20 protein-coding genes are annotated in these 21512 nt (G+C 61.9%); 7 read left to right on the top strand and 13 right to left on the bottom strand.

The window, feature by feature from the left end:
* The 4 genes from HB681_RS32855 to istA form a co-directional block, all read right to left on the bottom strand.
* Nucleotides 1–638, bottom strand: a 638-nt coding sequence (locus HB681_RS32855) for a WYL domain-containing protein (protein WP_213959082.1), incomplete at its 3' end; no start/stop codon positions are given.
* 364 nt (nucleotides 639–1002) lie between these two features.
* Nucleotides 1003–2286, bottom strand: a complete 1284-nt coding sequence (locus tag HB681_RS32850; RefSeq protein WP_213959081.1) for a hypothetical protein — start codon at nucleotides 2284–2286, stop codon at nucleotides 1003–1005.
* Nucleotides 2287–2417: 131 nt separating this feature from the next.
* Nucleotides 2418–3248: an IS21-like element helper ATPase IstB gene (istB, locus tag HB681_RS32845; RefSeq protein ID WP_213959080.1), complete on the bottom strand. Its 831-nt coding sequence runs from the start codon at nucleotides 3246–3248 to the stop codon at nucleotides 2418–2420.
* A complete protein-coding gene (gene istA / locus HB681_RS32840; RefSeq protein ID WP_213959079.1) occupies nucleotides 3245–4768 on the bottom strand; it encodes an IS21 family transposase in 1524 nt (507 codons plus the stop codon). Before istA ends, istB begins: the two co-directional genes overlap by 4 nt.
* Nucleotides 4769–5292: 524 nt before the next feature.
* On the opposite strand from istA, the gene HB681_RS32835 reads away from it, so the two are divergent.
* The gene (locus HB681_RS32835) at nucleotides 5293–6750 is read left to right on the top strand and encodes a hypothetical protein (protein ID WP_213959078.1); all 1458 of its coding nucleotides are present in this window, start codon (nucleotides 5293–5295) and stop codon (nucleotides 6748–6750) included.
* A gap of 371 nt (nucleotides 6751–7121) precedes the next feature.
* A complete protein-coding gene (locus tag HB681_RS32830) occupies nucleotides 7122–7748 on the top strand; it encodes a hypothetical protein (RefSeq protein ID WP_213959077.1) in 627 nt (208 codons plus the stop codon).
* A 53-nt stretch (nucleotides 7749–7801) separates the two neighbouring features.
* On the opposite strand, the gene HB681_RS32825 is transcribed toward HB681_RS32830, so the two are convergent.
* The 4 genes from HB681_RS32825 to HB681_RS32810 form a co-directional block, all read right to left on the bottom strand.
* Nucleotides 7802–8260, bottom strand: coding sequence for a hypothetical protein (locus HB681_RS32825; RefSeq protein WP_213959076.1), 459 nt, complete (start codon nucleotides 8258–8260; stop codon nucleotides 7802–7804).
* 414 nt (nucleotides 8261–8674) lie between these two features.
* Nucleotides 8675–9382, bottom strand: coding sequence for a BPSL0761 family protein (locus tag HB681_RS32820; RefSeq protein WP_213959075.1), 708 nt, complete (start codon nucleotides 9380–9382; stop codon nucleotides 8675–8677).
* A gap of 754 nt (nucleotides 9383–10136) precedes the next feature.
* Nucleotides 10137–10532, bottom strand: a complete 396-nt coding sequence (locus HB681_RS32815; RefSeq protein WP_213959074.1) for a hypothetical protein — start codon at nucleotides 10530–10532, stop codon at nucleotides 10137–10139.
* Nucleotides 10533–10861: 329 nt separating this feature from the next.
* A complete protein-coding gene (locus HB681_RS32810) occupies nucleotides 10862–11653 on the bottom strand; it encodes an HNH endonuclease (RefSeq protein WP_213959073.1) in 792 nt (263 codons plus the stop codon).
* Between the two features lie 1474 nt (nucleotides 11654–13127).
* On the opposite strand from HB681_RS32810, the gene corA reads away from it, so the two are divergent.
* The 3 genes from corA (at nucleotide 13128) to HB681_RS32795 (ending at nucleotide 15943) form a co-directional block, all read left to right on the top strand.
* Nucleotides 13128–14105 (top strand): magnesium/cobalt transporter CorA, encoded by a 978-nt coding sequence (gene corA, locus HB681_RS32805; RefSeq protein WP_213959072.1) that lies wholly within the window; start codon nucleotides 13128–13130, stop codon nucleotides 14103–14105.
* A 90-nt stretch (nucleotides 14106–14195) separates the two neighbouring features.
* Nucleotides 14196–14657 carry a carboxypeptidase-like regulatory domain-containing protein gene (locus tag HB681_RS32800; RefSeq protein ID WP_213959071.1) on the top strand — a complete coding sequence of 154 codons (462 nt, stop codon included), beginning with the start codon at nucleotides 14196–14198 and terminating at the stop codon, nucleotides 14655–14657.
* 116 nt (nucleotides 14658–14773) lie between these two features.
* The gene (locus tag HB681_RS32795; RefSeq protein WP_213959070.1) at nucleotides 14774–15943 is read left to right on the top strand and encodes a metallophosphoesterase; all 1170 of its coding nucleotides are present in this window, start codon (nucleotides 14774–14776) and stop codon (nucleotides 15941–15943) included.
* A 6-nt stretch (nucleotides 15944–15949) separates the two neighbouring features.
* On the opposite strand, the gene HB681_RS32790 is transcribed toward HB681_RS32795, so the two are convergent.
* Nucleotides 15950–16450, bottom strand: coding sequence for a polyhydroxyalkanoate granule-associated phasin (locus tag HB681_RS32790; RefSeq protein WP_213959069.1), 501 nt, complete (start codon nucleotides 16448–16450; stop codon nucleotides 15950–15952).
* 118 nt (nucleotides 16451–16568) lie between these two features.
* Between HB681_RS32790 and HB681_RS32785 the strand changes: the two genes are divergently transcribed.
* Nucleotides 16569–17207: an acyloxyacyl hydrolase gene (locus tag HB681_RS32785; protein ID WP_213959068.1), complete on the top strand. Its 639-nt coding sequence runs from the start codon at nucleotides 16569–16571 to the stop codon at nucleotides 17205–17207.
* 61 nt (nucleotides 17208–17268) lie between these two features.
* Here the strand turns inward: HB681_RS32785 and HB681_RS32780 are convergent, their stop codons facing one another.
* Genes HB681_RS32780 through HB681_RS32770 form a run of 3 tightly spaced genes read right to left on the bottom strand, consistent with a single transcriptional unit; the run spans nucleotide 17269 to nucleotide 20309 of the window.
* Complete coding sequence (locus tag HB681_RS32780; protein WP_213959067.1) at nucleotides 17269–18267, bottom strand: YbhN family protein; 999 nt, start codon at nucleotides 18265–18267, stop codon at nucleotides 17269–17271.
* Nucleotides 18264–19499 (bottom strand): cardiolipin synthase ClsB, encoded by a 1236-nt coding sequence (clsB, locus tag HB681_RS32775; RefSeq protein WP_213959066.1) that lies wholly within the window; start codon nucleotides 19497–19499, stop codon nucleotides 18264–18266. The genes HB681_RS32780 and clsB overlap by 4 nt, the downstream gene beginning before the upstream one ends.
* Nucleotides 19500–19520: 21 nt before the next feature.
* Nucleotides 19521–20309 carry an endonuclease/exonuclease/phosphatase family protein gene (locus HB681_RS32770; protein WP_213959065.1) on the bottom strand — a complete coding sequence of 263 codons (789 nt, stop codon included), beginning with the start codon at nucleotides 20307–20309 and terminating at the stop codon, nucleotides 19521–19523.
* Nucleotides 20310–20509: 200 nt separating this feature from the next.
* Here HB681_RS32770 and HB681_RS32765 point away from each other — a divergent pair, with 200 nt between their 5' ends.
* Complete coding sequence (locus HB681_RS32765) at nucleotides 20510–20875, top strand: serine/threonine protein kinase (protein ID WP_213959064.1); 366 nt, start codon at nucleotides 20510–20512, stop codon at nucleotides 20873–20875.
* Between the two features lie 100 nt (nucleotides 20876–20975).
* Here HB681_RS32765 and HB681_RS32760 read toward each other — a convergent pair whose 3' ends face one another.
* The gene (locus HB681_RS32760; RefSeq protein ID WP_213959063.1) at nucleotides 20976–21506 is read right to left on the bottom strand and encodes a Spy/CpxP family protein refolding chaperone; all 531 of its coding nucleotides are present in this window, start codon (nucleotides 21504–21506) and stop codon (nucleotides 20976–20978) included.
* Nucleotides 21507–21512: the final 6 nt, after the last annotated feature.

Genomic DNA, 21512 nt, shown 5'->3' with positions numbered 1-21512 from the left:
ATCGCGTCCAAGGCGAACGAGCGGAGCTCGTTTCGAAGATGGCACCACGCGTCCAGCAGCCAATTCTCCCGGTAGTGGACGATGCGCAATGGTGAAACCTCGCGCTTTGTCGCCTCGCCCTTGTCACGGTTGAAGTAGCGCATCACCACGCGCCTGCGCTCTAGGACGGCCTCTGTCAAGAGCTCGAAGTTCTTCACCTCAACGCGCCGGCCGGCGAAATGTATGAGCTTGATGCGCTTCTCTATGTCTTTGGCTTTCGCCGGCGATTCCCCCAGCATGGCTTCCAGCTTATCTTTCAACGGCTGGAGGTGTGGCTCCAGAAGCCCAGGCTCAACGCCCTTCAGCAAGTGTTGCATGGCCAGGAGCGCGTAGACCTCGCTGGCGTTGAACCACAGACCCGGCAGCTCAAATCGCTTGCCGCTAGGCAGGGTGCCGATAACCCACTTGTTGCCGTCATGGTCGAAGTTGATGGGGCAGCCCATGCGGTCTCGAAGCACGTCAATGTCACGCTTGATCGTGGACATTGAGACTTCGAGTTCGCCCATAAGCTCCTGCATCGTGGCGCCATTCTTTTGACGCACGATGGCCAGGATCCGGTGCATCCGCTCGGTGTTTCCGTTTTTTGCTCTTGGCGGCATCTCTCTTCCATCGTGATTTCACAAGGCAGTCTGCCGGTTTCTTGGAAAGTCCAGGCACCCACCACTTTCATCCGAAGCTTGGCGAACTGGCGCACGCTCGGCGTGCATCGGCGCCGGCATTGTCGGCCGGGGTGATGACTTCGCTGCGGCATCCGTCGGCACGTACGACAGACGATATTTCATGGCGTCAGGCAACATCAGAAACTGGCCTCGTGCGGGATAGTTTTAGATGTCGCCTGCTGCATGTAGGAGGCTACTTTCGGCACTGTCGATCATGCCGGATAGCGCCCGAAAGCCCTCGGCATGATTCAAGTTAAGCACAACTCTTGCGCTGGTTGCGTCTAATTGGAGCCGTGTCCGATGGTTACTCCATCGTTTGACCTCCCGACTCCGCGGGCCACCAATCCGGTGGCCATTTGCTCCACGACGGAACCGAAAGGCAGCGCTGCAAAATTTCCTCCATGGGATTTCGCGCGTCAAGCTCCTTCCTGACGACCTTCACCCAGACCTTGGCCCGCTCGTCGTAGGGTGGTTGAAGTTCATCGGCCAACTCTTCAAGGCGCAGCAGAAAGTCCTTTAGGCGGCGAGTACGTTCATCGGCATCGACCATGAGAAAAGCTTGTTTGAGTTGCTCTGCCTTCGCCTCATTTTGTCGGCGCACCAATGCGCGAGCCTCTTCCTCACGCTTGGCAATGGCCGCCGCAGCTTCACGCTCTTCGCGCATTTCCATTTGCAACGGCACGAGCTGAAACGCGGTACGCACAATATCCTCGACTTGGTCCTGCAGTTTTTCTTGCGTCCCTTGCCATGTCTTCTTCGCGCGATATTCACTACCGGAGATGGTAAAGGTCAGCTTCTCGGAAGGCTGAGTTTCGTACTCGCGCGCCCACGATGACTCCTTCCTCTTCTTTGCAAGTTCGTCGGCATCCAGGTAGGCACGTCGATAGCCCTGCGAAAACTGAATCGTAAAGATCTCACCCTTGAACCGAGCCTCGATAGCCGGCCCCTCTGACCTGCTGATCGGGCGCCCCGTCGGCGCTTCGCGTCGAGCTATTGCCATGCCGCCCGCCACAAGTCCACGGAAAATCGAGGCGTGAAACTGCAAGACCCAGGGCATCAGGTCCAAGGAGGCGGTAATGTCCAAGAGCCCGTGATGAAGCAAGCTGTAGCGGCCATAGCTGTCGCTGGGCGGACGATCTTCCTGCTTCGTCAAGCTCCAAGCGTGAACCCCCCGCCGCTTGTACTGTTCGATCAATCTAGGGATGCGCTCGCAATATCGCTGGCTGGCTTTTACCAGCGGATGAGCGTCATCTAGCTGCACGGAGAACTGGGCGACGACCCTCGTCACCGTAGGGGTGGCAACGGCATTGAGCACCTCTGTACGCTTTCGCTCCATGATTCGCTGTCGCTCCCGCTCCGCCGGATCACTTTGCGCAAATTGCACGACCACGTCCAACTCCGGCGTTGGCAACGGTGTTTGTGGCGGCTTCTGGCCTGCCTTGAGCTTGGCCCAATAGCCTCGGGGCGGCGCCGGCACCGCGTGGCGGCGACACGCCTTGGCCAAGCCCACATCCGATATGCCCAACTCGGCCGCCAACTGAGTCATGGGTTTCGCCCAGACCATTGCGTACAGTGCACTGCGCTTCATCTCCAGCTCCAACATGATCCAAGAGACAATTTTGGATAGCGTCAAGCAGCATGGCCGGCTAAACGACATTCATCTTGGCCGGTTGGGCAGGGGTGAATGTCGTTTTTTTATGGGGCTATGGTTGTCGCTCCTTAGGGCTGGGTGTCGTTGTCACTGGATGATTGACGCCGGCGATTCGTCTTGTCGTTGTCGCGTTGGACCTTCTGTTCCCGGGCGGCCACCTTGCCGCGGTAGCTCTCCACGTTGTTCAGCTCAAAGATCGTCGAGTGATGAACCAGCCGATCGATGGCGGCCACGGTCATGCCGGCATCGGGGAATACGGTGTCCCACCCCGAGAACGGCTGGTTGGCGGTGATGAGAATGCTGCGTCGCTCGTAGCGCTCGGCGATCAGTTCGAACAGCACGCTGGTCTCGGCCTGGTCCTTCCGCACATACGAGATGTCGTCAAGAATCAGCAAGTCGTAGCGGTCGAGCTTGGCAAGCGCTTGGGGCAACTGCAGAGTCTGGCGAGCAGTCTGCAGGCGCTGCACCAACTCGCTGGTGCGCATGTACAGCACGCGCCTACCGGCCTCGATCAGCGCATGGCCGATACCGCAACCGACGTGGCTCTTGCCGACGCCTGGCGGACCAAAAATCAGAATGTTGGCTCCCTTCTCGAGCCATGAATCCCCGCTGGCCAGCGCCATGACATGGGCCTTCGACAGCATCGGCACCTCGGCGAACTCGAAGCTGCTCAAGGTCTTGGTCACATCCAGGCGCGAGTCGACGCGATGGCGCTCAATGCGGCGCTTCGCGCGTTCGGCTACCTCGTGCTCCAGCAGGGTGCCCAGGAAGCGACTCGCTGGCCAGCCCTCCTTGTCCGAGCGCTCCGCGAAGTCTGACCACAGCCTGCCGATCGTCGGCAGGCGCAACTCGTTGAGCATCAAGGCGTTGCGCCCGGGCTCGAATGCAGCGGCGGTCATGCTGGCACCTCTTCCGGCTCGTCTTCATGTTCGCTAGGTAATAGCGCGTCGTACCGGCTCGGCGAGGGCATCTCGATCGTAATCTGGGGCACCTCGGTTTTGCGCGGGGCAAACTCATCCCGCAAGCGCTTCACGTCGGGTAACTCGCCGGCCAGGCGCAGCGTATCGAGTCGCTCGGCCAGCACGCCCTCTACGCCGTCGCACGCGGCCATCTCCAGCAGCGCCACGATGGTCTGGCAGGCTTGGCGTCGTGTCAGCTTCAGGTCGAGTTGCTCCCAGGTGCGGCGGTACGCCTCACGCGGGAACAACGCGTCACGGAACAACAAGCCCTTGAACGCCTGTGGCTTGCGCTTGAGCTCTTCGATGAAGTGTCTGTAGTCGATCACCCGGCCGCGGGAGGTGCCGGGCGAGCGCGTGCCGCGCGCGAGCGTCAGGACCAGCGCCCCGGAGAGGTAGCAATCCAGGCGGTCGCTGTACAGCCGCACCTTCAGGCGATGGCCGATCAGCCGCGACGGCGCGCTGTAGAGGATCGCGCGCACGGTGAAGGTGCCGCATCGGGTGACGCGTGCCTCCTCCTCGACGAAGTCGGTGGTGCGCCGCTGGGGCAGATCCTGCAATTGCTCGCGCTCGATGCGAAACGCAGCGGCGTTGCGCCGGTTGCGTCGCATCACGGCTTCACGGACAAACCCCTCGTAGGCCGGCCGGTCCTCGAAGTCGCGATGTCCGCGCAGCAGCAGCGCCTGGTCGATTGCCCCCTTCAGGTACCGATGCGAGGACTCAACGCTTCCGTTCTCGTGGCTCACGCCCCGGTTGTTGCGCGTGCCCTCCATGCCGTAGTGGTCCAACAGCGCCGTGTAGCGCACGGTGAAGTCATCTTCCTCGGCCAGGTTCTTGAAGGCCGCCGACAGGCTGTCGCTGCGATGCTCCTGCGGCGCGCCGCCAGCTTGCCAGAGAGCGTTCTGCAAGCCCTTGGACAGGGCCTCAAAGCTCTCGCCACCCTCGACCACTTCGACATGCTCCCAGCGCGAGAACGCCAGAACGAAGTGGTACAGGATGTGGACGAAGGGCGCGTTGGAGATGGTGACGCGCAAGTCGCCCATGGCGGTGAAGTCCGAGAGACCTTGATGGCCGGGCGCATGGTCTTGGGGGAAGAACACTTCCTTCGGCGGGCCTTGCAAGGCTCGCCACTGACGGATGTGCCGCTGCAGCGTGCGCACCATGCCATCCGGGAAGCGCTCCGGGTGATCGTCCTGGAGCTTACGCAGCAGCGTGACGGCCATCAACTTGGGCGCGTTCTTGAGTAGCGGAACGACCTCCGTCTCCCAGACATCAGCGAATGGATCGGGTCTGGAGCGCCAGTAGCGCCACGGGTTCTGCGAGGGCAGCGTCACCGCGCTCTCGATGCGACGCGCGCTGCGCTCGCTGATGCCGGCCTTGGCTGCGGCCAACTCCTGGGACTTCTTCTTGCGGGTGTTCATGTAGAGGCGTACCTGCTGATCGGTGATTCGGGAACCTGACACGGGGCCGACCTCTTCTTGAGACCTGAACCCGCGATCGTGAACCCCCACCAAACCGGCGCCGCCGGTAGCTCGTCGTCTACGGCGGCTACGCCGCCTTCGACTCCTCACCACCGGCCATCGTGCTTGTCGTTCAGCCGGCCAAGATGAGTGTCGCCGTCCACAATTTCGTCGCGCGCGGATGTTCCCGCCGAAGGAATGTCCGAAAGATGATGCCCTTCTCGGCAGCGATCCAATCACAGTTGCACCGCGGCCAAATGCCGGCATTCCGTTTGGCATCCCCCCGCTCCATTTTTCGCTGCGTTTCGGCCCGCACGATGCGTATTTCAACCCATCGACGTTTCAGCCTGATCGTGGACGATCCCGGGGACGCGCGAGGGACCTTGCCTGTTGGCATGCTGGCCGATTTTTGGGCCTGCCATGCCTAGCCGCAAGAGGACGATGCGAGAGATGCCAAGGCAGCGCAACGCGCGTTTCTGTCCGTTCATGTCCTTGTGCGGACAGCAATAGCGGCACAAGATCAGGTCATGAACTTAACCGCAGACATCCTCTTTAGTGCACCTGAACGCGCCAAGGGTGGCCGGCCACCAGGTTTCCAGATTGATGGAGGCATTCTGAAGGACAGCCGCGAAGCCCACGGCCTAGACCCCGAGGCAGCACACAAGCGGGCGCTCCCCGAAAAAATGGTCGAGGACGAGAGTCGCGCACGGACGTGGCGGCGCTGGGAAGCGACCGGACGAATCGAGGATCGCGCTACTGCTGAATGCGTGGCGCGCGCCTTGAGCACTACGACACTTGTGTTGCAAGGCGGCCCCGCACCAGACCGTGTCACGGAGATCGAGTTGCAACTGCGACGCCAAGCTGAAGCTGGGAACGCGGACGCGCAAGCGGCTATCTCCAGCGAGGCTGCTCGAGGCGGGTCAACTCATACGGTCGCCGAGAGGCTGGCCACCCGGATCGAACTAGCGCAATTCACGCGCCAGTTGGTTCGCCTGAACGAACTCGGGAAGGTAACTGGTTGGGACTTGCGTGATCTTGAGCAGCCTGCGAACCACCACGGGTATTGGCTCGTCGCTTCAGAAAGTGCAATAGGTACAAGCGCCACACAGATTGTCGTTGGCATCGACGAAGCGATCTGGCGCGTGCATCAGGAAGTCCTCGGCTGGCTGCGCCCGAATGGAAGCGAATATGCGACGGCCGTGGGCGCCGACGCCCGCCTTGTATTCCGCGAGGAGGCGCCGTGGTTCCGCGTGCATTTGGAACATCCCACGTGGCCGCACGTCAATCGCACACTTAGCCTCGTGCGATTTGAGCCTGGGGAGCGTGGCCTGAAATGGACGACGCCTGCAAGGTTCGATCGTCAGCAGCTTGCGCACGTGCCCTTTCAATTCTGGTCGCACGCGAACTTCATTGACGGTTTCGCCGTCGGTGCGCCGCTGCAGGAACTGCGTCAGCTGCGGTTGGTCATCGAGCGGGTGCGCACGGAACACATAGAGGAAGCCTTTGCCAAGGGCACGCCGCTGCCTCAACCAGAGATTGCGGCTGTGGTGCTGGGTGACTTGGATGAACTGGACGACGAACTTCTGGAGAGGTTTCGTGCGGAGGGAGCCAGTCACAGTCTCGTTTTAAATTGGATCTCCCAAGGGCTTTGGCCGGAGCTACGGCCACGCTTACAGCACTGGCCGCGCGAATGCTGGAAGCTGAGCGCTGGAGAGGCGTCCATCTTCATCGAACTTGACGCGCGCCCCCATGTCGCATTGCGGCTGGGCCGCAAGCCGCTGTGCCGGATGATGTACCGCATCAAACTGGTGGAACTACAGGAAGACGGCTCGCTGCGAGACCAACCGTGGAGAAACGACAACGTCGCCGAGACGATGAAACGTCTCGACGAACGTGTCGATGAGTTGGCCGCGGCGCCTCCGCTGGACCGACTTTTTGTTGGCCCGCCGCGGCCCTTCGGCTGGCCAGACTTCGGCGACGACTGACTAACTCTTTTGAACTCGTGCAGCGCGGGCGAACGTCCCGGGCCGGCGCAGCACGTCCATTTTTCGCCGGGACAAGGAGAAGTTCATGAAAACAATCGTCATCCTCAATGAGAGCCGCGCCGGCTGGCCGAGCAGGACAGGCGAACCTTCTGGCGGCGGTCGGGACAACAACCCGCCGAAGAAGTAGGCTGCTATGGCGTTGGCCATCGCAAGCGCCCAATGCCTTATGAACTTTCTGCAGGCTGCGCCTGACCTTTTACGGCCCGCCATATCGACAAGACAATCGGAGGGCAGAGGTAAGTAAGCCGTCCGCACGTTCGCCACAATTGCCAGCAAGTGCTACTCTGCTGCATTCGTGGCGAAAGCATGTTATGAGAAGTCGCGGCGGCTCAGATCAGGTAGATGAACCGCGCTGCGACGCGGAAACTGCCGTTGTGCATCTGGCTATCTCGACGTCTCCCGATACCTTGGCTTCGTTAACGGAGGCTTTGAACAAGGCCGTGAAGATACTTGGGCCCCAATTGCTGCAGGACGCAGATCGCCTCGCGCAAGTCATCGTTGGTCTTGCGACCCCCTCTTGTGATCTTGTGCGCGAACGTGTCGAGCGATTGAAAACGATCAACACGCTGACGAGAGAAACTCAGTGGCTCACCGCAATCGAGATTCAGAGGGCCGCGAAGGCGCATCCACGTGCCGTGGCGGATTGGAAGCGGCGCAAGCGCATTTTTGCGGTGTCTGGCACCGACGGAAAAGACCTATTTCCCGCTTACCAATTTGACGCAGCGATGCGGCCGCTACCGGTGATCCAGGCTGTCCTCCGAGCGTTCGGATCGGTCGCCGATCCATGGACGCTCGTGGCGTGGTTCCACTTTCCCAGCAGCCGACTTGTGCGGCAGGATGATTCAACGCGTACGCCAATCGCGCCCAAGGACTTCCTTGAAGACGAGGCAGCCGTTGTTCGCGCTGCAAGCCAGTGCGGCAATACCTTTATTGCATGACGTCGTCTCAGCCAGGTTGAATGCTCTGGACGCCACGCATCCGAAAGCGCAGGTCATTGATGGTTGCTCAATACGGCGCTGTCTTCGAGTCCGGCGGCAATGCGCAGCAACGTCATGGCCTTCTTCAAATGCTCGGGGTTGCGAACTGCGAAACCACTCGTCAACGCGCGCTCGACCCACGTGCCCAGTAGACGTGCGCGAGCAAATGCGTCCCTGGCATTGGCAATGTCGCCAAGCCCTGCATAGTTAATTGCCAATAGTCCGTACAACTGCGCATCATCCGGTGCGGCGGCAAGCCCGAGCAAAGCGTACTCTGTCCCTTTTTCATACGCCCCCGCAACCGCGCAAGCCATCGCCAATTGCTGAAACACCGTGCGGGGCGCCTCGGCTGTTTGTTCTACACGCTTGACATTTTCCTCGTGGGTCGCACTCAACAAGCGGCCAAAGCAAACCGCAATCGACATGCCGACGAGCCAAAAAATTACCCCTGGATTTGACAGCCATTCAAGCATGAAAATTCAACGTAGTCCTCGAAAGAATAATCACCGCTGCAGCAAAAGGGTCGACTCTCGTGATCGTTCCGTTCAAAGAAGGAACAGGTGGTGGAATCGTCGAATCCGTAGCCTCCGCGCACAGCGCCGGTTGTGCAGTCAACCACCCTCATATACAAGCCCGCATTAAGGGTGCGTCAGAACTTATGCACTCCGACCCTCATACGGGGGCCTGCAGGCCAGTTCAATTCGCCGTTGTCCACTGATGTTTCCCATGTCGTTCAATTATGAGACATCCCGCACCAAAGATCGCGGGCATGAATAGAAGCGACCACATGATCAACTCCGCGCAAGCCAGCGGAGACAATGGCCAAAGCGCACGGGATAGATCCCTGAAAATCAAAGATGGCACGCAAGCGAACAAAATGATTGAGGTCATTGCTTCGCCACTGGGCCGCCGCGAACACCGCTTTTTGCAGGTTGAAACCATTCGTTCGCATTTGAGTTAATAGCTGCCTCGCAGCGTGAGGCGATGCGTGGATGTTCTTCTTCCTCCGAATGCCAACCGCGAGGTACGGTGCAGCGCACGCGTTGCATGAGCGAGAGTCGCTTGTAATCAACGCCTGCAGTGAATTCGGTAATCAAATATTGAGGCCACAAGTGCTGCAGTTCCTCTGTACTGCAGCCTTGCGCTTTTTCCTCTGGGATGACGACGGAGGCATTGCCCACCCAGCCAACGACGACAGCGTCTACGTAATCCTCGTCAGGCGCGAGCCAGTGATGCACGCCAAGTACGGTGCTCCATCCAGCAGGAATGTCAGGTTCACGCTCTCGAGCCATGCCGGTGATTTCTTGAGGCGTCGGTAGATGCCTACGTACCGCTATTAAAGCTGCGCAACATGCCGGATGGGAATAACCGAAAATCCACTCCGACGCCGCAATTAGGGGTTGGGCGATGTCCTTCGGTATCCCAAAGGTCTGATTTCGAATTAACTCGCGGAGCTGGAAATCAGAAGGATATGCATCAGCCAACGCAGCTGCTCTAGCTCTATCACGCGACGGAATCTTCTGGTTTACTTTGACTTCGCACAGGAGTTCTCGAGCCCACCGCATTGCGCGAAACCGTTCCCTTGGAATGGTCATCTACAGACTCCTAGTTAAGCAACGCTTCCAGATCGCATGCACAGTGTAGGGTCCTCGCTGGCGGAGCCACTGATCCATTGAGGGAAGAGCAAGGACTCGCTTTGCATCGGATAGCACCCGTACTTGGGGATTCACCAGACTGCCTGACCTCAAGTGTGATCAGTCTTTCCATCGCCCCTTAATTGCATTTTGCAAGGAAGGGAAGGCAATAGGGTCTTTAAGAGAGTTGCTGGCATTTCAACGCAACATGAGTTATTGAACGCAAAATGGACGTTGCGCCATCAGAGCGCCGATCTCGCCGCATAAATATGCGCTACGCTTGAATGCGATCGTGCAATTGATGGTTGAAACACTATCAATTAACTTTCAATAGACACCTCTTCGCTACACTGGCGTTTACACACAGCTACGAAGAGTGTCCCCCGGTCTTCCTATTGCCGCAGCGGACAAGAAAGACGAATACTTATTAGGAATTCGATTCGTCGCGCACGCAAAAATAGATGACGGAGTCCGTCGCGATGCAAGCCAGCCGGGGAAACGAAGCGCTTTGGCAGACGCGCCTTCCTGTGGCCTCCGAGGCCGAGGTCAAGCATGATTGATTGGCTTGTCAATCGCGTGAGGAAGATGGAACTGACTTTCGAGAGGGAAGTGCCTGCGCTGCGGAGTCTGGCAAGATCGCAAGTGCCTAAGGACGCTCAGGTGTGAGCGACCTTTGATGTCCCCCGAGGGGGTCAGTCAACGGTGCAACCACCAGTCATTTCGCATTGCCCTTGTCTGCACTTTCGAGTCGGCAATGAACGCTGATTGCACCACGTCGATCTCGTGCGATGGTCGTCGTGATGCCGTGCTTCTCATCTGCACCCTGGAGCAGCTTCCAAGCAAGTCCCAAAAATCCTGAGGCTTTTCCGGCGCGTGCGGCAGCGCTCGAGCGGGCGTCCTTTTGGAGTTTCTCGAAGCCGTTGCGTTCGGGCTCTGGCGGCTTGATGATTGACGACCTGATCGGACAGTGGCTGAAGTGGCGACCGCGCCAACTTTTGGTCGACCGTGCAAGGAGCATCAATTTCAGCCCGCATTTTGACGATGCCCCCCGGATGCTCGTCGAAGCCGATTCCAGCCAGGGCTTCTGCTTCTGGACGTATGAGGATTGCACCGGCGCAACGTGGACGTCCGCTCCACGGGAACACGAGCGACAATTCACGCGGTCAGTTGCATGCAACGGGCAGGCCTCGCAAGAATGCAATATGGTTGGCTAGGCATCCGGCAAATCGGCAAAACTCTGCGACGGGCATGCGGCTAAACGGCAAAACACTGCCACTGATAGCGGCAATAGTTCCGTCACTGTTGGCGCGTATGTCGTTGATTGTCAACGGTGCCGACGGCAAAACTTTGCACACGTCCACAGCTGCGGGGACCCTCCGGTCGCTTGTCGTCGAACGCCACCTTCGGGTGGCGTTTGCATTCCCGCTCGACCTTGGTGAATCAGGCCCCCACGAATATGTTTTCGCGATGGTGAGCGAGCAATGCCGGGTCTGGCTCGAAACGCTCCGGCAGGCTCATTCGCTGTCCCTCCAATGGCATGAACACCTGGCGCGAGAAGGCGTCAGGGTTGTGTTTGAGCACGCCGGACAAGACGACCTTGTGATCCTCGCCGATGGTCATGAGGCCGCGGTCGAACGCCTTGTCGTGCAGGACGGATAGCAGCAAGCCGTTGCGCGGATTCAGGCGATTCGCCTTGTCCTTGCCCCACGGAACGATGTGGCTTGCAACCAGCAATGAGGGCTGCGATAGCCCGCTCACGCAGCACTGTCCCGTATAGCTGGCCAACACGGTTCGCCGGAAGAACGCCTGGTTCATTCGAACCCTAACTGTGGCTGCTCGAGTGCGACCTTCGGCGAAAGCGTCCTGTGTGTCGAGAACGTCCTCCAAGGGCGGCAAAACCTCTCCACGAGAGGCAGCCAGTCGTTCGAGCACCGTTTGGCTCTCGCTCGCCATGTCTTCCCAGTCCGCATTGAACTCATCCCAGATCTGCTTGTCGAGTCGCGACGCGGCCTTGAGTCCCACACGGCCGGTGGCAGTGATGGCCGGATCGAAGCTCGCGAAGTTGACCAACTTCATTCCGACCGAGGATGCCGATCGATCCAGCAACCTGGCGAGCTGGACGATTTGCGGATTGGTCTTGTGAAGCTTGCCGAACGGCAGTTGGCAATACAAATTGAACGCTGCGATGAGTTCGTCGCGCGTCCAGGCGCGCTTGGCGATTGCCTGATTCATCCGGTACTTTTTCGGACCTTCGATCTGCCAGCCGGGGGCAGAGCGCAGGTTCCGAGCCCTCGGTTTCAAGAAGTCGATGCTACCGGTCTTGGGAATGAAAACTTCCGAGCTAGAGCGTTGCGTTCGTCATGACAGCAACGTCGTCATGACCCCGTCACAACCTTCTCCCCACAAATCTTGAGCAACCATGTGGACAACTGTCGGACTACTGTGTAGGACCCTTGTAAGTCATTGATTTACAAAGGAAATCAACAGTCTGCTTAATTCGCAGGCACTACCGCGAAGACGCAATTTTTCCTCTTTATCAAGTCCTTGGCACGCTGTCAAAGCACAAGTCTGGGGAGAGTTCCGGCATAAGCAAGGGGTTGTCCACAGCGCGGGTCCCGCCCGCAATGTTGTTCGCCTCCGCGCGACAGCCCGGAAGCATGGGTGCGCACAGTGGTTGAGGAGATGCAAGTGCTTGTCCGCAAACGGAAATAGGGGGCTGTCCACAGGCCGGGGCGGCACCTATCTACTACTACTAATTTGAATAAGAAGAATAAGAAGAGATAGCAGGAACAGCCCCGCCCGCGTTGCGGGGCGGCATCGGCGCAACAGTTGCTGGCCGCAACAACTGGCATCGGGCCAGGTCGCGGCGCACGGAACCTCGCACGTCAGGGGTTTGGGCGCGTCGCCGGTTTTGAAATCCGCCCGGTTGTTGATGAGCGTGGTGCGCACCGGCATCTCGATCCCGGGGATGCCCTTCTCATGCCATCTCGGAATGCGGCTGGTACGTCATGCGGGCGATGCTCAGCGCCTCCAGGGCAGTGTTTGGCCAATCAGGGTCTATCCCCGCCGTGACTGTCGACGCCGCCCCATGGCGCCTCTGGACCACCCGGCTTGGCCTGTTGCGCAGCACCGTGCCTCGAAAGCCTGCCACCCGCGTCATCAAGGCGCGCCTCCTCATCGCAACTGCAAGCGAAAAGAAATGTTCAACCCCGCCCCCTCATCCTCATGTGCACGTCGCAACCTTTCCCCACAAAACTTGGACAACTTTGTGGACAACTGTCGGACTCACCTGTAACGATGACGTAACTCATTGATTTCAAAAGAGAATCAACAATCTGCTTAATCCTTGTGCACGCCGCCTCGACGTGAATATCTTCCTTTAGCGAGTCCGTTGGAGGCTGTCAAAGCACAAGTCTGGGGACTGTTCCGGCACAACTGTGGGGTTGTCCACAGCGCGCGATCCGGGCGCGATGTTGTTCGCTTTGGCGCGACAGCTGGAAAGCGGGGCTGCGCACAGCCGTTGAGATGACGCAAGTCCTTGCAGGCAAAGGAAAAGATGGCACTGTCCACAGAAGACCGCTGCCCTTACTACTACTACTAATTTAAATAAGAAGAATAAGAAGAAGTAGCAAGGACAACCGCGCCCCTCGGGCCGGCCGGACAATCCTGGCAAAGCCACCACACCGCCACCCGGAGCCAATCCACGATGCTGATCAACTGTGTTGCGTATCAAGACGGGGCCAAGCTGGCCGACATCCCGGTGGCCGAGATCAGCGACTACGTGCTGCGGCCCGGATGCTTCGTGTGGGTTGCGCTGAACGACCCTTCGCCGGAGGAACTGGATGAACTCCAGGTGGAATTCGGGCTCCACCCGTTGGCCGTGGAAGACGCCCACAAGGGTCACGAACGGCCGAAGATCGAGGAGTACGGCGATTCGCTGTTCGTGGTGATGCAGATGGTGGAGCGTGTCGAGGGTGGTGAGGAACACGGGCTCCACATCGGCGAAGTCGACGTCTTCGTAGGCAGCAACTACGTGGTTTCGGTGCGAAGCCGCAGCAAGGCCGGGTTCCTGGGCGTGCGGGCGCGTTGCGAACGTGAGCCCGAACTTCTGCGCAATGGCGCGGGATTCGTGCTGTATGCGCTGATGGATGCGGTGGTCGACCGCTACTTTCCGGTGATCGATGCGCTGGAGGTTGAACTCGAGCAGGTCGAGCGGCAGATCTTCGTCGAGCGCAATGCGCGCACCAGCATCCAGAACCTGTATGCACTGAAGCAGCGCGTGATGGTGCTCAAGCATGCGGTGTCGCCGCTCCTCGAAGCCGCCAACAAGCTGCACGGCGGGCGGGTGCCGCAGGTCTGCATGGGTTCGCAGGAATACTTCCGCGACGTGGTGGACCACTTGGGCCGGATCAACGGATCGATCGAGTCGATGCGCGACACGATCAGCACGGCCATCCAGGTCAACCTGTCGATGGTGACGATCGAGGACGGCGAAGTGACCAAGCGCCTGGCGGCGTGGGCGGCGATCTTCGCGGTGTGCACCGCCTTCGCCGGCATCTGGGGAATGAACTTCGAGGCCATGCCGGAACTGAAGTGGCGCTACGGCTACGTGATGGCGCTGGTGCTGATCGCGTGCACCAGCGGCTACCTCTACTACCGGTTTCGCAAGGCGGGCTGGCTTTAGGGGCCGGCGAGGCATCGATCAGGTTCTCCTAAGGTCGCCGGCGCAAAGTGTGCTTGTGGAAGTCACACGCACTTTGAAAGGAGTTGGTTCATGACAACCTGGCAATCGACGATGCGGCCCGTGGCGGTCGCGTTTTTCTGTGGCGCTGGCCTGCTCGGCGCGCTGACGGCGCAGGCGGCCAATCCGCCGATCCACATGGCCAATGGCATCGAGTACATGAGTGGCGGCATCGGCAAGGACGAGGCGCAGTTCATGGAAACGGTGTCTCCGCGCTGGGCGGCCACGCTGGAATTCGCGGTCAAGGACGCGTCGAACGCGAACGGTGCGGATTTCACGGCCAATGTGAAGGTGCGGGTGCTGGATGCCGCCACCGGCAAGCCGCTGCTGAGCGCCCAATCCGAGGGGCCGTTCCTGCTGGCGCGGCTGGATCCGGGCCGCTACGAGGTGGAGGCGACCCTCAATGGCCAGGTGCTGAAGCAGGAACTGACGGTGCGCGTCGGTGAAGCGAGCAGGGCGACATTCGTCTGGCCCACCAGCGCACTCAGTTCCTGAAGGCGTGAAGAACTTCCGCGCCCGCATCTCGATTTCTATCGAAGACGTGCCTTGAATGCAGGGCACGCGCCTTGCATCTGGTGGGCCCCGGGGAATGCCCGTCGCCCAAGGCCCAGATGCCGCTTCGCCCTCTCACATTGCTGACCTTGCTGCTGCACCTCCTGATCGGGGTGCGGCTGCTGCCTTCGCTGGCGGCCTTGACGCCCTTGTGGCCGGCACTGTTGCTGCTGCTCGCCATTTCCGCCGTGACGATGCCGTTGCCGTTCATCGGGCGGCGCTCGTCCGCGAAGCCGGTTTCGGACACCTGGAAGTGGGTCGGGTTGCTCAGCATGGGCTGGTTTTCGTCGATGTTCGTGCTGACGCTTGTGCGCGATGTCGGCCTGCTCGGCGCATGGCTGGGCAACTGGGTCGGGCTCTGGGCCGTCGATTGGCCGCTGGTGACCTCCTGGAGCGCCGCAGCGGTGCCGTTGATTGCCACCGGCACCTCCCTCCTCGGATTCGTGAATGCACGGCGCACAGCGGGTGTGAGGCGGGTGGACGTGCCCATCGCCGGGCTGCCGAGCGCGTTGGAAGGCTTCACGATCGCCCAACTGAGCGACATTCACGTCGGGCCGACCATCAAGCGGGGCTACATCCTGCGCATGGTGGAAGCGGTGAATGCGCTCGACGCCGACGTGGTGGCGATCACCGGGGACCTGGTGGACGGCAGCGTGCCCGAGCTGCGCGACCACATCGCGCCGCTGGGTGGATTGCGAGCGCGACACGGCACCTACGTGGTGACGGGCAACCACGAGTACTACGCGGGCGCTCCGGCCTGGATCGCGGAATTGCGCCGGATCGGGCTGCAGGTGCTGCTCAACGAGCATGTGGTGCTGCGGCAGGATTCCCCGGGCCGCTCCACTGGCGACAACGAGGCGCTGGTGCTGGCGGGGGTGACCGATTTCACCGCCGGCCATTTCGACGCGTCCCAGGCGAGCGACCCGGAAGGTTCATTGGCCGGTGCGCCCCTGGCGAGCACGACGCGCGTGTTGCTGGCACACCAGCCACGCAGCGCGGCGGCGGCAGCTGCCGCAGGCTTCCAGCTCCAGCTTTCCGGCCACACGCACGGCGGCCAGTTCTTTCCGTGGAACTTGTTCGTGCCGCTGCAGCAACCGTTCACGGCCGGGCTGCACCGGCTGCGCGACATGTGGGTCTATGTGAGCCGGGGCACCGGCTACTGGGGGCCGCCGAAGCGCTTTGGTGCGCCTTCGGAAATCGCGCTGCTGCGCCTGGTGCGCGCGCGCTGAGCCGTGTCAGGCGGCCGCGGGTTGGGGCAATGCCAGCCGGCGCGCGTTGGAAGTGGCCTTGGCGTGGATGGGTTTGAGCGCTCGCTGGGCTATGCGGGCGCTGGCGCTGGAAAGCTGGCTCCAGGTGTTCGCGACGCGCGTGCTGGCGTCGAGGAAGACCTGGCCGCGGGTGATCGCCTGTGCGGGGGTGAAGCTGGTGGCCAGCGACCACAGGGCCAGGTGGCTTTGGAACCACTGCTGGACCGCGCGATTGACCAGGGCGTAGTTGATCGTGTGCAACTGGTTCGCGATGGCGGCGCCGGATTCGGTGACCGCTGCGAGCTTTTCCTCGCTCATCAGATGGATCTCGCGCATGTCCGAAGGCGATGGCCGCAAGCCGTGTTCCGCCATGCGGCTGGTGCGCATCTGGATGACCGAACCCGAAGAGACCAGCATTTCGCCGGTCTTGAGGGCGACGTCGGTCCAGATCATCAGCGGATTGAAGAATCGGGGGGAGGTGTTTGGCATGCGCATGCCCCGACTATAGGGGCATTAAGCTTTTTTTGCTGCACTGCAGCAAAAATCAGAAGGTGCTTGTCAGCTTTCCTACGAAGTCCCGCGTAATTTTCCGTTTCTATGTACACAATTGTTAAAACAAGATCTTTTGTTGCGGCGCGATTTGCCGCGGGGGATTCAACCGATGCGCGTGCGAAAGACGGTGGCTGCTTGTGTGGGTGTTGGTGTGATGGTGGTGTTGGCAGGGCCGGCAATGGCCCAGTACCGACAGGGAGCCGAAATGCAGACGTCTTGGGGCGTCTACGTGGAAGGCGGGACCACGCTGGAGGGCAGGTCCAAGTCCGACGTGGCCACGGTTGGTGTCACCTACAACTTCGGGCCGCGCCGTGAGATGTGGGGCGGAGAGGTCACCACCCATGGCGATTTCTTCGTGAGTAATTGGCGAGCCCAGCGGCAGTTTTCGGGCGCGCAGACCTACACCCAGATCGGTGCGATCGCCAATGCACGCTATCGATTCGACGCAGGCGCTTCGCCCTGGTTCATGGACCTCGGCATCGGCTTGACCTTGTTCGACGGCTACTACGAGACCGACAGCCGCAGGTTCAGCACGCAATTCCAGTTCACCGAGGTGCTGGCGCTCGGGCGCAATTTTGGGGCGAGCGGCGTCCATGAGGTCTCGCTGCGCCTTCAGCATGTGTCCAATGGCGGCATCAGGGAGCCGAACCCAGGGGAAAACCTGGTCAAGCTGCGCTACGCGTACCGTTTTTGAAGGCTTTGCAGCGCGGCGAGCCCGCGATGGGTAGACAGTCGACGCGGTTGGGTGGGCGAGGTCAGCAGGAGGGTTGGAGCTGCCGCCCTGACGTTGAACCGTCGGCGGAAGCGCGCGCGGCGAGCTTCTTCGCATGGGCCTCCATGGCCAGGTACACCACGGTCGCGGCGGCGAGCGGCGCCCAGTAGTAGACAGCGCGGTAGGTCAGCACCGCCGCGATCAGCGTGGTACTGGACAGCGGCGGCGAGAGCAAGGCAATGAACACGGCCTCGAGCACGCCGAGCCCGGCCGGCACGCGCGACATGAGGCCGGATATCGCGCCGATGAGCAGCACCCCCAGCGCCACGGGATAGGCGACCTGGCCCAGCAGCAGCACATACATCGTCGCGCCCATGACCGACCAGTTGGCGCACGAGATGGCGAGTTGCACGCAGGCCAGGCGCAGCACCGGCAAGTCGATTTCATGGCCGAGCACGTGGAACTCGCGACGCTTCGAGACCGCGCAGAGCACCATGTAGGCCAGTGACGCCAGCACCAGTACGCCGCCGAGCACGCGCAGCGCCACCGTGCCCATGTGCCAGTCGGAGGGCATCGGCACCGGCCAGAACAGGAAGGCCAGGCCTGCCAGCAGGCAGTAGCCGAGCCAGTTGGTCAGCATGCTCAGGCCGACGACGCGCGCGATGACCGGCGCCTCCAGCCCGAGCCGCGTATAGAGCCGCACGCGCATCGCGAGCGCGCCGACCACCGTGCCGAGGTTGAGGTTGAAGGCGTAGCTCACGAAAGTGATCGCCATGACCGAGCCAGGGCGCAAGGGGTGCGCCGTGTAGTGCCGCCCGACCAGGTCGAAGGTGCTGTAGATCAGGTGGCTGGTCCAGGCCAGGAGGGCAGCCAGCGCCACGACCCGCAGCGGGTAGTCGCGCATCGTCGCGAAGACTTCACGCCAGTCGATCGCACGGGCTTCGTGCACGAGCATGAAGACCACGAAGGCCAGGAAGCCGGCCACGCCGATGCGCCTGGCCCACGGCCACCAACGGTGCGCGGTGACGGACTGGATGCTCATGCCACGTCCGTCCGGGTTGCACCGGCCGGCGTGTGCCGGCCGGCGCGCACGCGCTCGAGCCGTGGTGCGTGCGGCGGCAGCCAGCCGGCCCATGCGGGATACCAGCGCATCAGGTGGAAGATGAAGAAGCTGCGCACCAGGCGCCAGCCGCTCCAGTCGTCGAGATGCTGGCTCTCGATCTGCTTGCAGCTGTGGCGCATCAGGTGCTCGAGCCGCCCGGCGAGCACCGCGTTGAAGGCCTTGTCGCGCACGACCACGTTGGCTTCGAGGTTGAGCGAGAGGGAGAGCGGGTCGAGGTTGCTGGAACCCACGGTGCTCCAGTTGTCGTCGACCAACGCGACCTTGCCGTGCAGCGGGCGGTCGCAGTATTCGAAGATGCGCACGCCCGCATGCAGAAGGTGGTGGTACAGCATGCGTGCGGCCGTCTTGACGATCGGCATGTCCGGCTCGCCTTGCAGGATCAGCCGCACGTCGACGCCACGCCGGGCCGCGCGCCGCATCTCGCGGATCAGGGTGTAGCCCGGGAAGAAGTACGCATTGGCAATGGTGATGCGGTGGCGCGCCGAGCGGATCGCGGCGCGGTAGTGGCGCTCGATGTCGTTGGTGTGGTGGCGGTTGTCGCGCGTGACGAAGAGCACGTCGGCATCGCCTGCAGCCTGCGCTGCCTGCACGTCCGGCGCGGCCGCTTCCACGCGGCGGCGGTACCAGCGGTGGCCCTTGCCGCCGGCCGCGATGGCATGCAGCACGAAGCGATGAATGTCGTTGACGATCGGCCCGCGCAAGGCCACCGCGTAGTCCTGCTTGGCCTTGGGGCCGAAGTCCGCGAGATGGTCGGCCGAGAAGTTGATGCCGCCCACGAAGGCCAGCACGCCGTCGATGACCACGATCTTGCGGTGCATGCGGCGCAGCAGGTTCACGCGCTTGCCGAGCACCGGGCTGCCCGGGTCGAAGGCGCGCACCTTGACGCCGGCGCGGGTCAGGCCCTCGACGAATTCATGCGAGAAATGCGGCGAACCGAAGCCGTCAACCATGAGGTCCACCTTCACGCCGCGTTGCGCCGCCGCGAGCATGGCGTCGCGCAGGCCCTCGCCGACCTTGTCCTCGAACAGGATGAAGGTCTCGATGATCACTTCGCGCTCGGCGTTGGCAATGGCCTCGAACACGCGCGGATAGAAGCTTTCGCCGTTCTCCAGCAGTTCGATGTTGTTGCCGGTGGTCCAGCGGCTGCTCATGGGGCGGTTCTCCGTGTCGTTTCAAAGTTCGATGTCGGCCACCAGCGGCGCATGGTCCGACAGGTGCGACCAGGGCTTGCGCGGCAGCACCACGGGTGCATGCGCGCCGGCGTTGCGCACGTAGATGCGGTCCAGCGGCAGCAGCGGAAAGCGCGACGGGAAGGTGCGCGCGGCGCTTCCGTTGGCCTGCACGAAGACCTCGCGCAATGACGCACCTTCGGCCAGCACGTCGTGCGCGCGGCCGCGCCAGTCGTTGAAGTCGCCGGCCACGATCAGCGCGGCATCGGCCGGCACCTCGTCGCGCACGATGTGGCAGAGCAGCTCGAGCTGCTGCTGGCGGTGCCCTTCGGCCAGGCCCAGGTGCGCGCAGATCACATGCACGTCGCTGGCCCGGCCGGGCAGGCGCAGCGCGCAATGCAGCAGGCCGCGCTTCTCGGGGCCGGCGATGGACACGTCATGGTTCCGGAAATCCACGATCGGGAATTTCGACAGCACCGCGTTGCCGTGATGTCCCTTCGGATACACCGCGTTGCGCCCGTAGGCGAACTGCGGCCACATGGTCTCGGCGAGGAACTCGTAGTGCGGCGTGTCGGGCCAGTTCTCATGATTGCGCGCATGGCGCTCGTGCGTGCCCTGCACTTCCTGCAGGAACACCACGTCCGCGCCGACGGTGCGCACCGCATCGCGCAGTTCAGGAAGGATGAACTTGCGGTTGAGCGCGGTGAAGCCCTTGTGCGTGTTCACCGTCATCACCTTGAGCGATGCAGGGGTGTATTGCATGACGGGCGTGGCGGGTGGTTGATGAGTCATGGATTAGTCGTTGTACGGCGCGGGCATGGCCGTGCCTGTAGGAGTGCGCGACGTTCAGGCCGCTCCTTCGACTCACGGCGGCCTGTTCCTACAGGGGTGTCTGTCCGATGACCACATTCCGGCGCCGGACCGGCGGCCTACGGTGATTTCACGGTTCTGCAAGGAGCCGGAGATTTCCAACCCATCCAAAGGAAGACACCATGAAGCAACTCATTTCATCCACCCTGCTGGCGGGCATGCTGGCCGTCGCCGGCAGTGCAATGGCGCAGAAGCCTGAGCCGGTGCAACCGGGCGCGAGCGTCGATGCGCCGGTATCGCGTGACGCTGTGCGCACCGAAGCGCGCATCCACAATCGCACCCCGGCCAATTCGTTGACGCCCGGCGGCGAGGCGAGCACCACGATCAACCATCAACCCAACGTGATGCCCACGCCGATCAGCGACACCACGCGTGCCGAGGTGCGCCAGCAGACCTACAAGACACGCCCCACCTTCCGCGGCGGCGAGAAGGGTGAGCGGCCGGACGTGCCGACCAATCCGGCGCACGAGACAGGCACGCCGAAGTGAGCGAATGGCGCCCTGAGTGAAGAAGCACGTGAAGAAGCCCGCGATGCATGCGCGCCGCGGGCTTCGTGTCTTTTGAGAGGCCGCCGACGCGGCCTCGGCTTCAACCCTTCGCGGGCGGCGGCGGACGATGGCCGTGGTGGTCCTGGCCGTCGCGCGGGCCGTGGCGCATCATGGCCAGGGACTCGGTGTCGAAGGTCTTCTGCTGCTCCGGCGAGAGAGCGGCGTAGAAACTCTTCGTCGCGTCTGCGCGCTTGGCGAACATGGCCTGGCGTTCGGCCTGGCGCGCCTGCATGCGGTCGATGCGCTGCGGCGTCGTGAGCTTTTCGAACTCGGCGCGGTCAGGCCGTTGCGGCGGGCGCGCCGGTGGCGCGGTGGCCGCGGTGTAGGTCGACCATGCGCCTTCCTGCGCGGCGCTCAGGTTGAGCTTGGCCTTCAAGGCGGCCTGGCGCTGCGCGTGGCGTGCCTGCATGCGTTCGAAGAACTTGCCATCGCGTTGCTGGCGGTCCATCCGCTGCTCGGCGGCGGGCGCGCCTGGCGCGGTGGCGGGTGCTGCGGGCGCCTGGGCCGAAGCGGCGAAGGCCGCGGTTGCCAGCAAGCCGGCGGAGACGAGACGTTGGGTGAGCGAGATCATGAGAAA

The organism is Variovorax sp. dw_954, from assembly GCF_018449755.1.
GTDB lineage: Bacteria > Pseudomonadota > Gammaproteobacteria > Burkholderiales > Burkholderiaceae_C > Variovorax.
The sequence above is the reverse complement of the archived record's forward strand: the minus strand, read 5'-3'. Positions and strand labels throughout refer to the sequence as shown.

Coding starts and splice junctions, on each gene's coding strand:
- HB681_RS32835 (WP_213959078.1), top strand. CDS start 5,293: ATGAACTTAACCGCAGACATCCTCTTTAGTGCACCTGAACGCGCCAAG.
- clsB (WP_213959066.1), bottom strand. CDS start 19,499: ATGAGCAGCCGCTGGACCACCGGCAACAACATCGAACTGCTGGAGAAC.
- HB681_RS32820 (WP_213959075.1), bottom strand. CDS start 9,382: ATGACCATTCCAAGGGAACGGTTTCGCGCAATGCGGTGGGCTCGAGAA.
- HB681_RS32850 (WP_213959081.1), bottom strand. CDS start 2,286: ATGAAGCGCAGTGCACTGTACGCAATGGTCTGGGCGAAACCCATGACT.
- corA (WP_213959072.1), top strand. CDS start 13,128: ATGCTGATCAACTGTGTTGCGTATCAAGACGGGGCCAAGCTGGCCGAC.
- HB681_RS32790 (WP_213959069.1), bottom strand. CDS start 16,450: ATGCCAAACACCTCCCCCCGATTCTTCAATCCGCTGATGATCTGGACC.
- HB681_RS32810 (WP_213959073.1), bottom strand. CDS start 11,653: ATGAATCAGGCAATCGCCAAGCGCGCCTGGACGCGCGACGAACTCATC.
- HB681_RS32800 (WP_213959071.1), top strand. CDS start 14,196: ATGACAACCTGGCAATCGACGATGCGGCCCGTGGCGGTCGCGTTTTTC.
- HB681_RS32795 (WP_213959070.1), top strand. CDS start 14,774: ATGCCGCTTCGCCCTCTCACATTGCTGACCTTGCTGCTGCACCTCCTG.
- HB681_RS32825 (WP_213959076.1), bottom strand. CDS start 8,260: ATGCTTGAATGGCTGTCAAATCCAGGGGTAATTTTTTGGCTCGTCGGC.
- istB (WP_213959080.1), bottom strand. CDS start 3,248: ATGACCGCCGCTGCATTCGAGCCCGGGCGCAACGCCTTGATGCTCAAC.
- HB681_RS32770 (WP_213959065.1), bottom strand. CDS start 20,309: ATGACTCATCAACCACCCGCCACGCCCGTCATGCAATACACCCCTGCA.
- HB681_RS32780 (WP_213959067.1), bottom strand. CDS start 18,267: ATGAGCATCCAGTCCGTCACCGCGCACCGTTGGTGGCCGTGGGCCAGG.
- HB681_RS32830 (WP_213959077.1), top strand. CDS start 7,122: ATGAGAAGTCGCGGCGGCTCAGATCAGGTAGATGAACCGCGCTGCGAC.
- HB681_RS32765 (WP_213959064.1), top strand. CDS start 20,510: ATGAAGCAACTCATTTCATCCACCCTGCTGGCGGGCATGCTGGCCGTC.
- HB681_RS32760 (WP_213959063.1), bottom strand. CDS start 21,506: ATGATCTCGCTCACCCAACGTCTCGTCTCCGCCGGCTTGCTGGCAACC.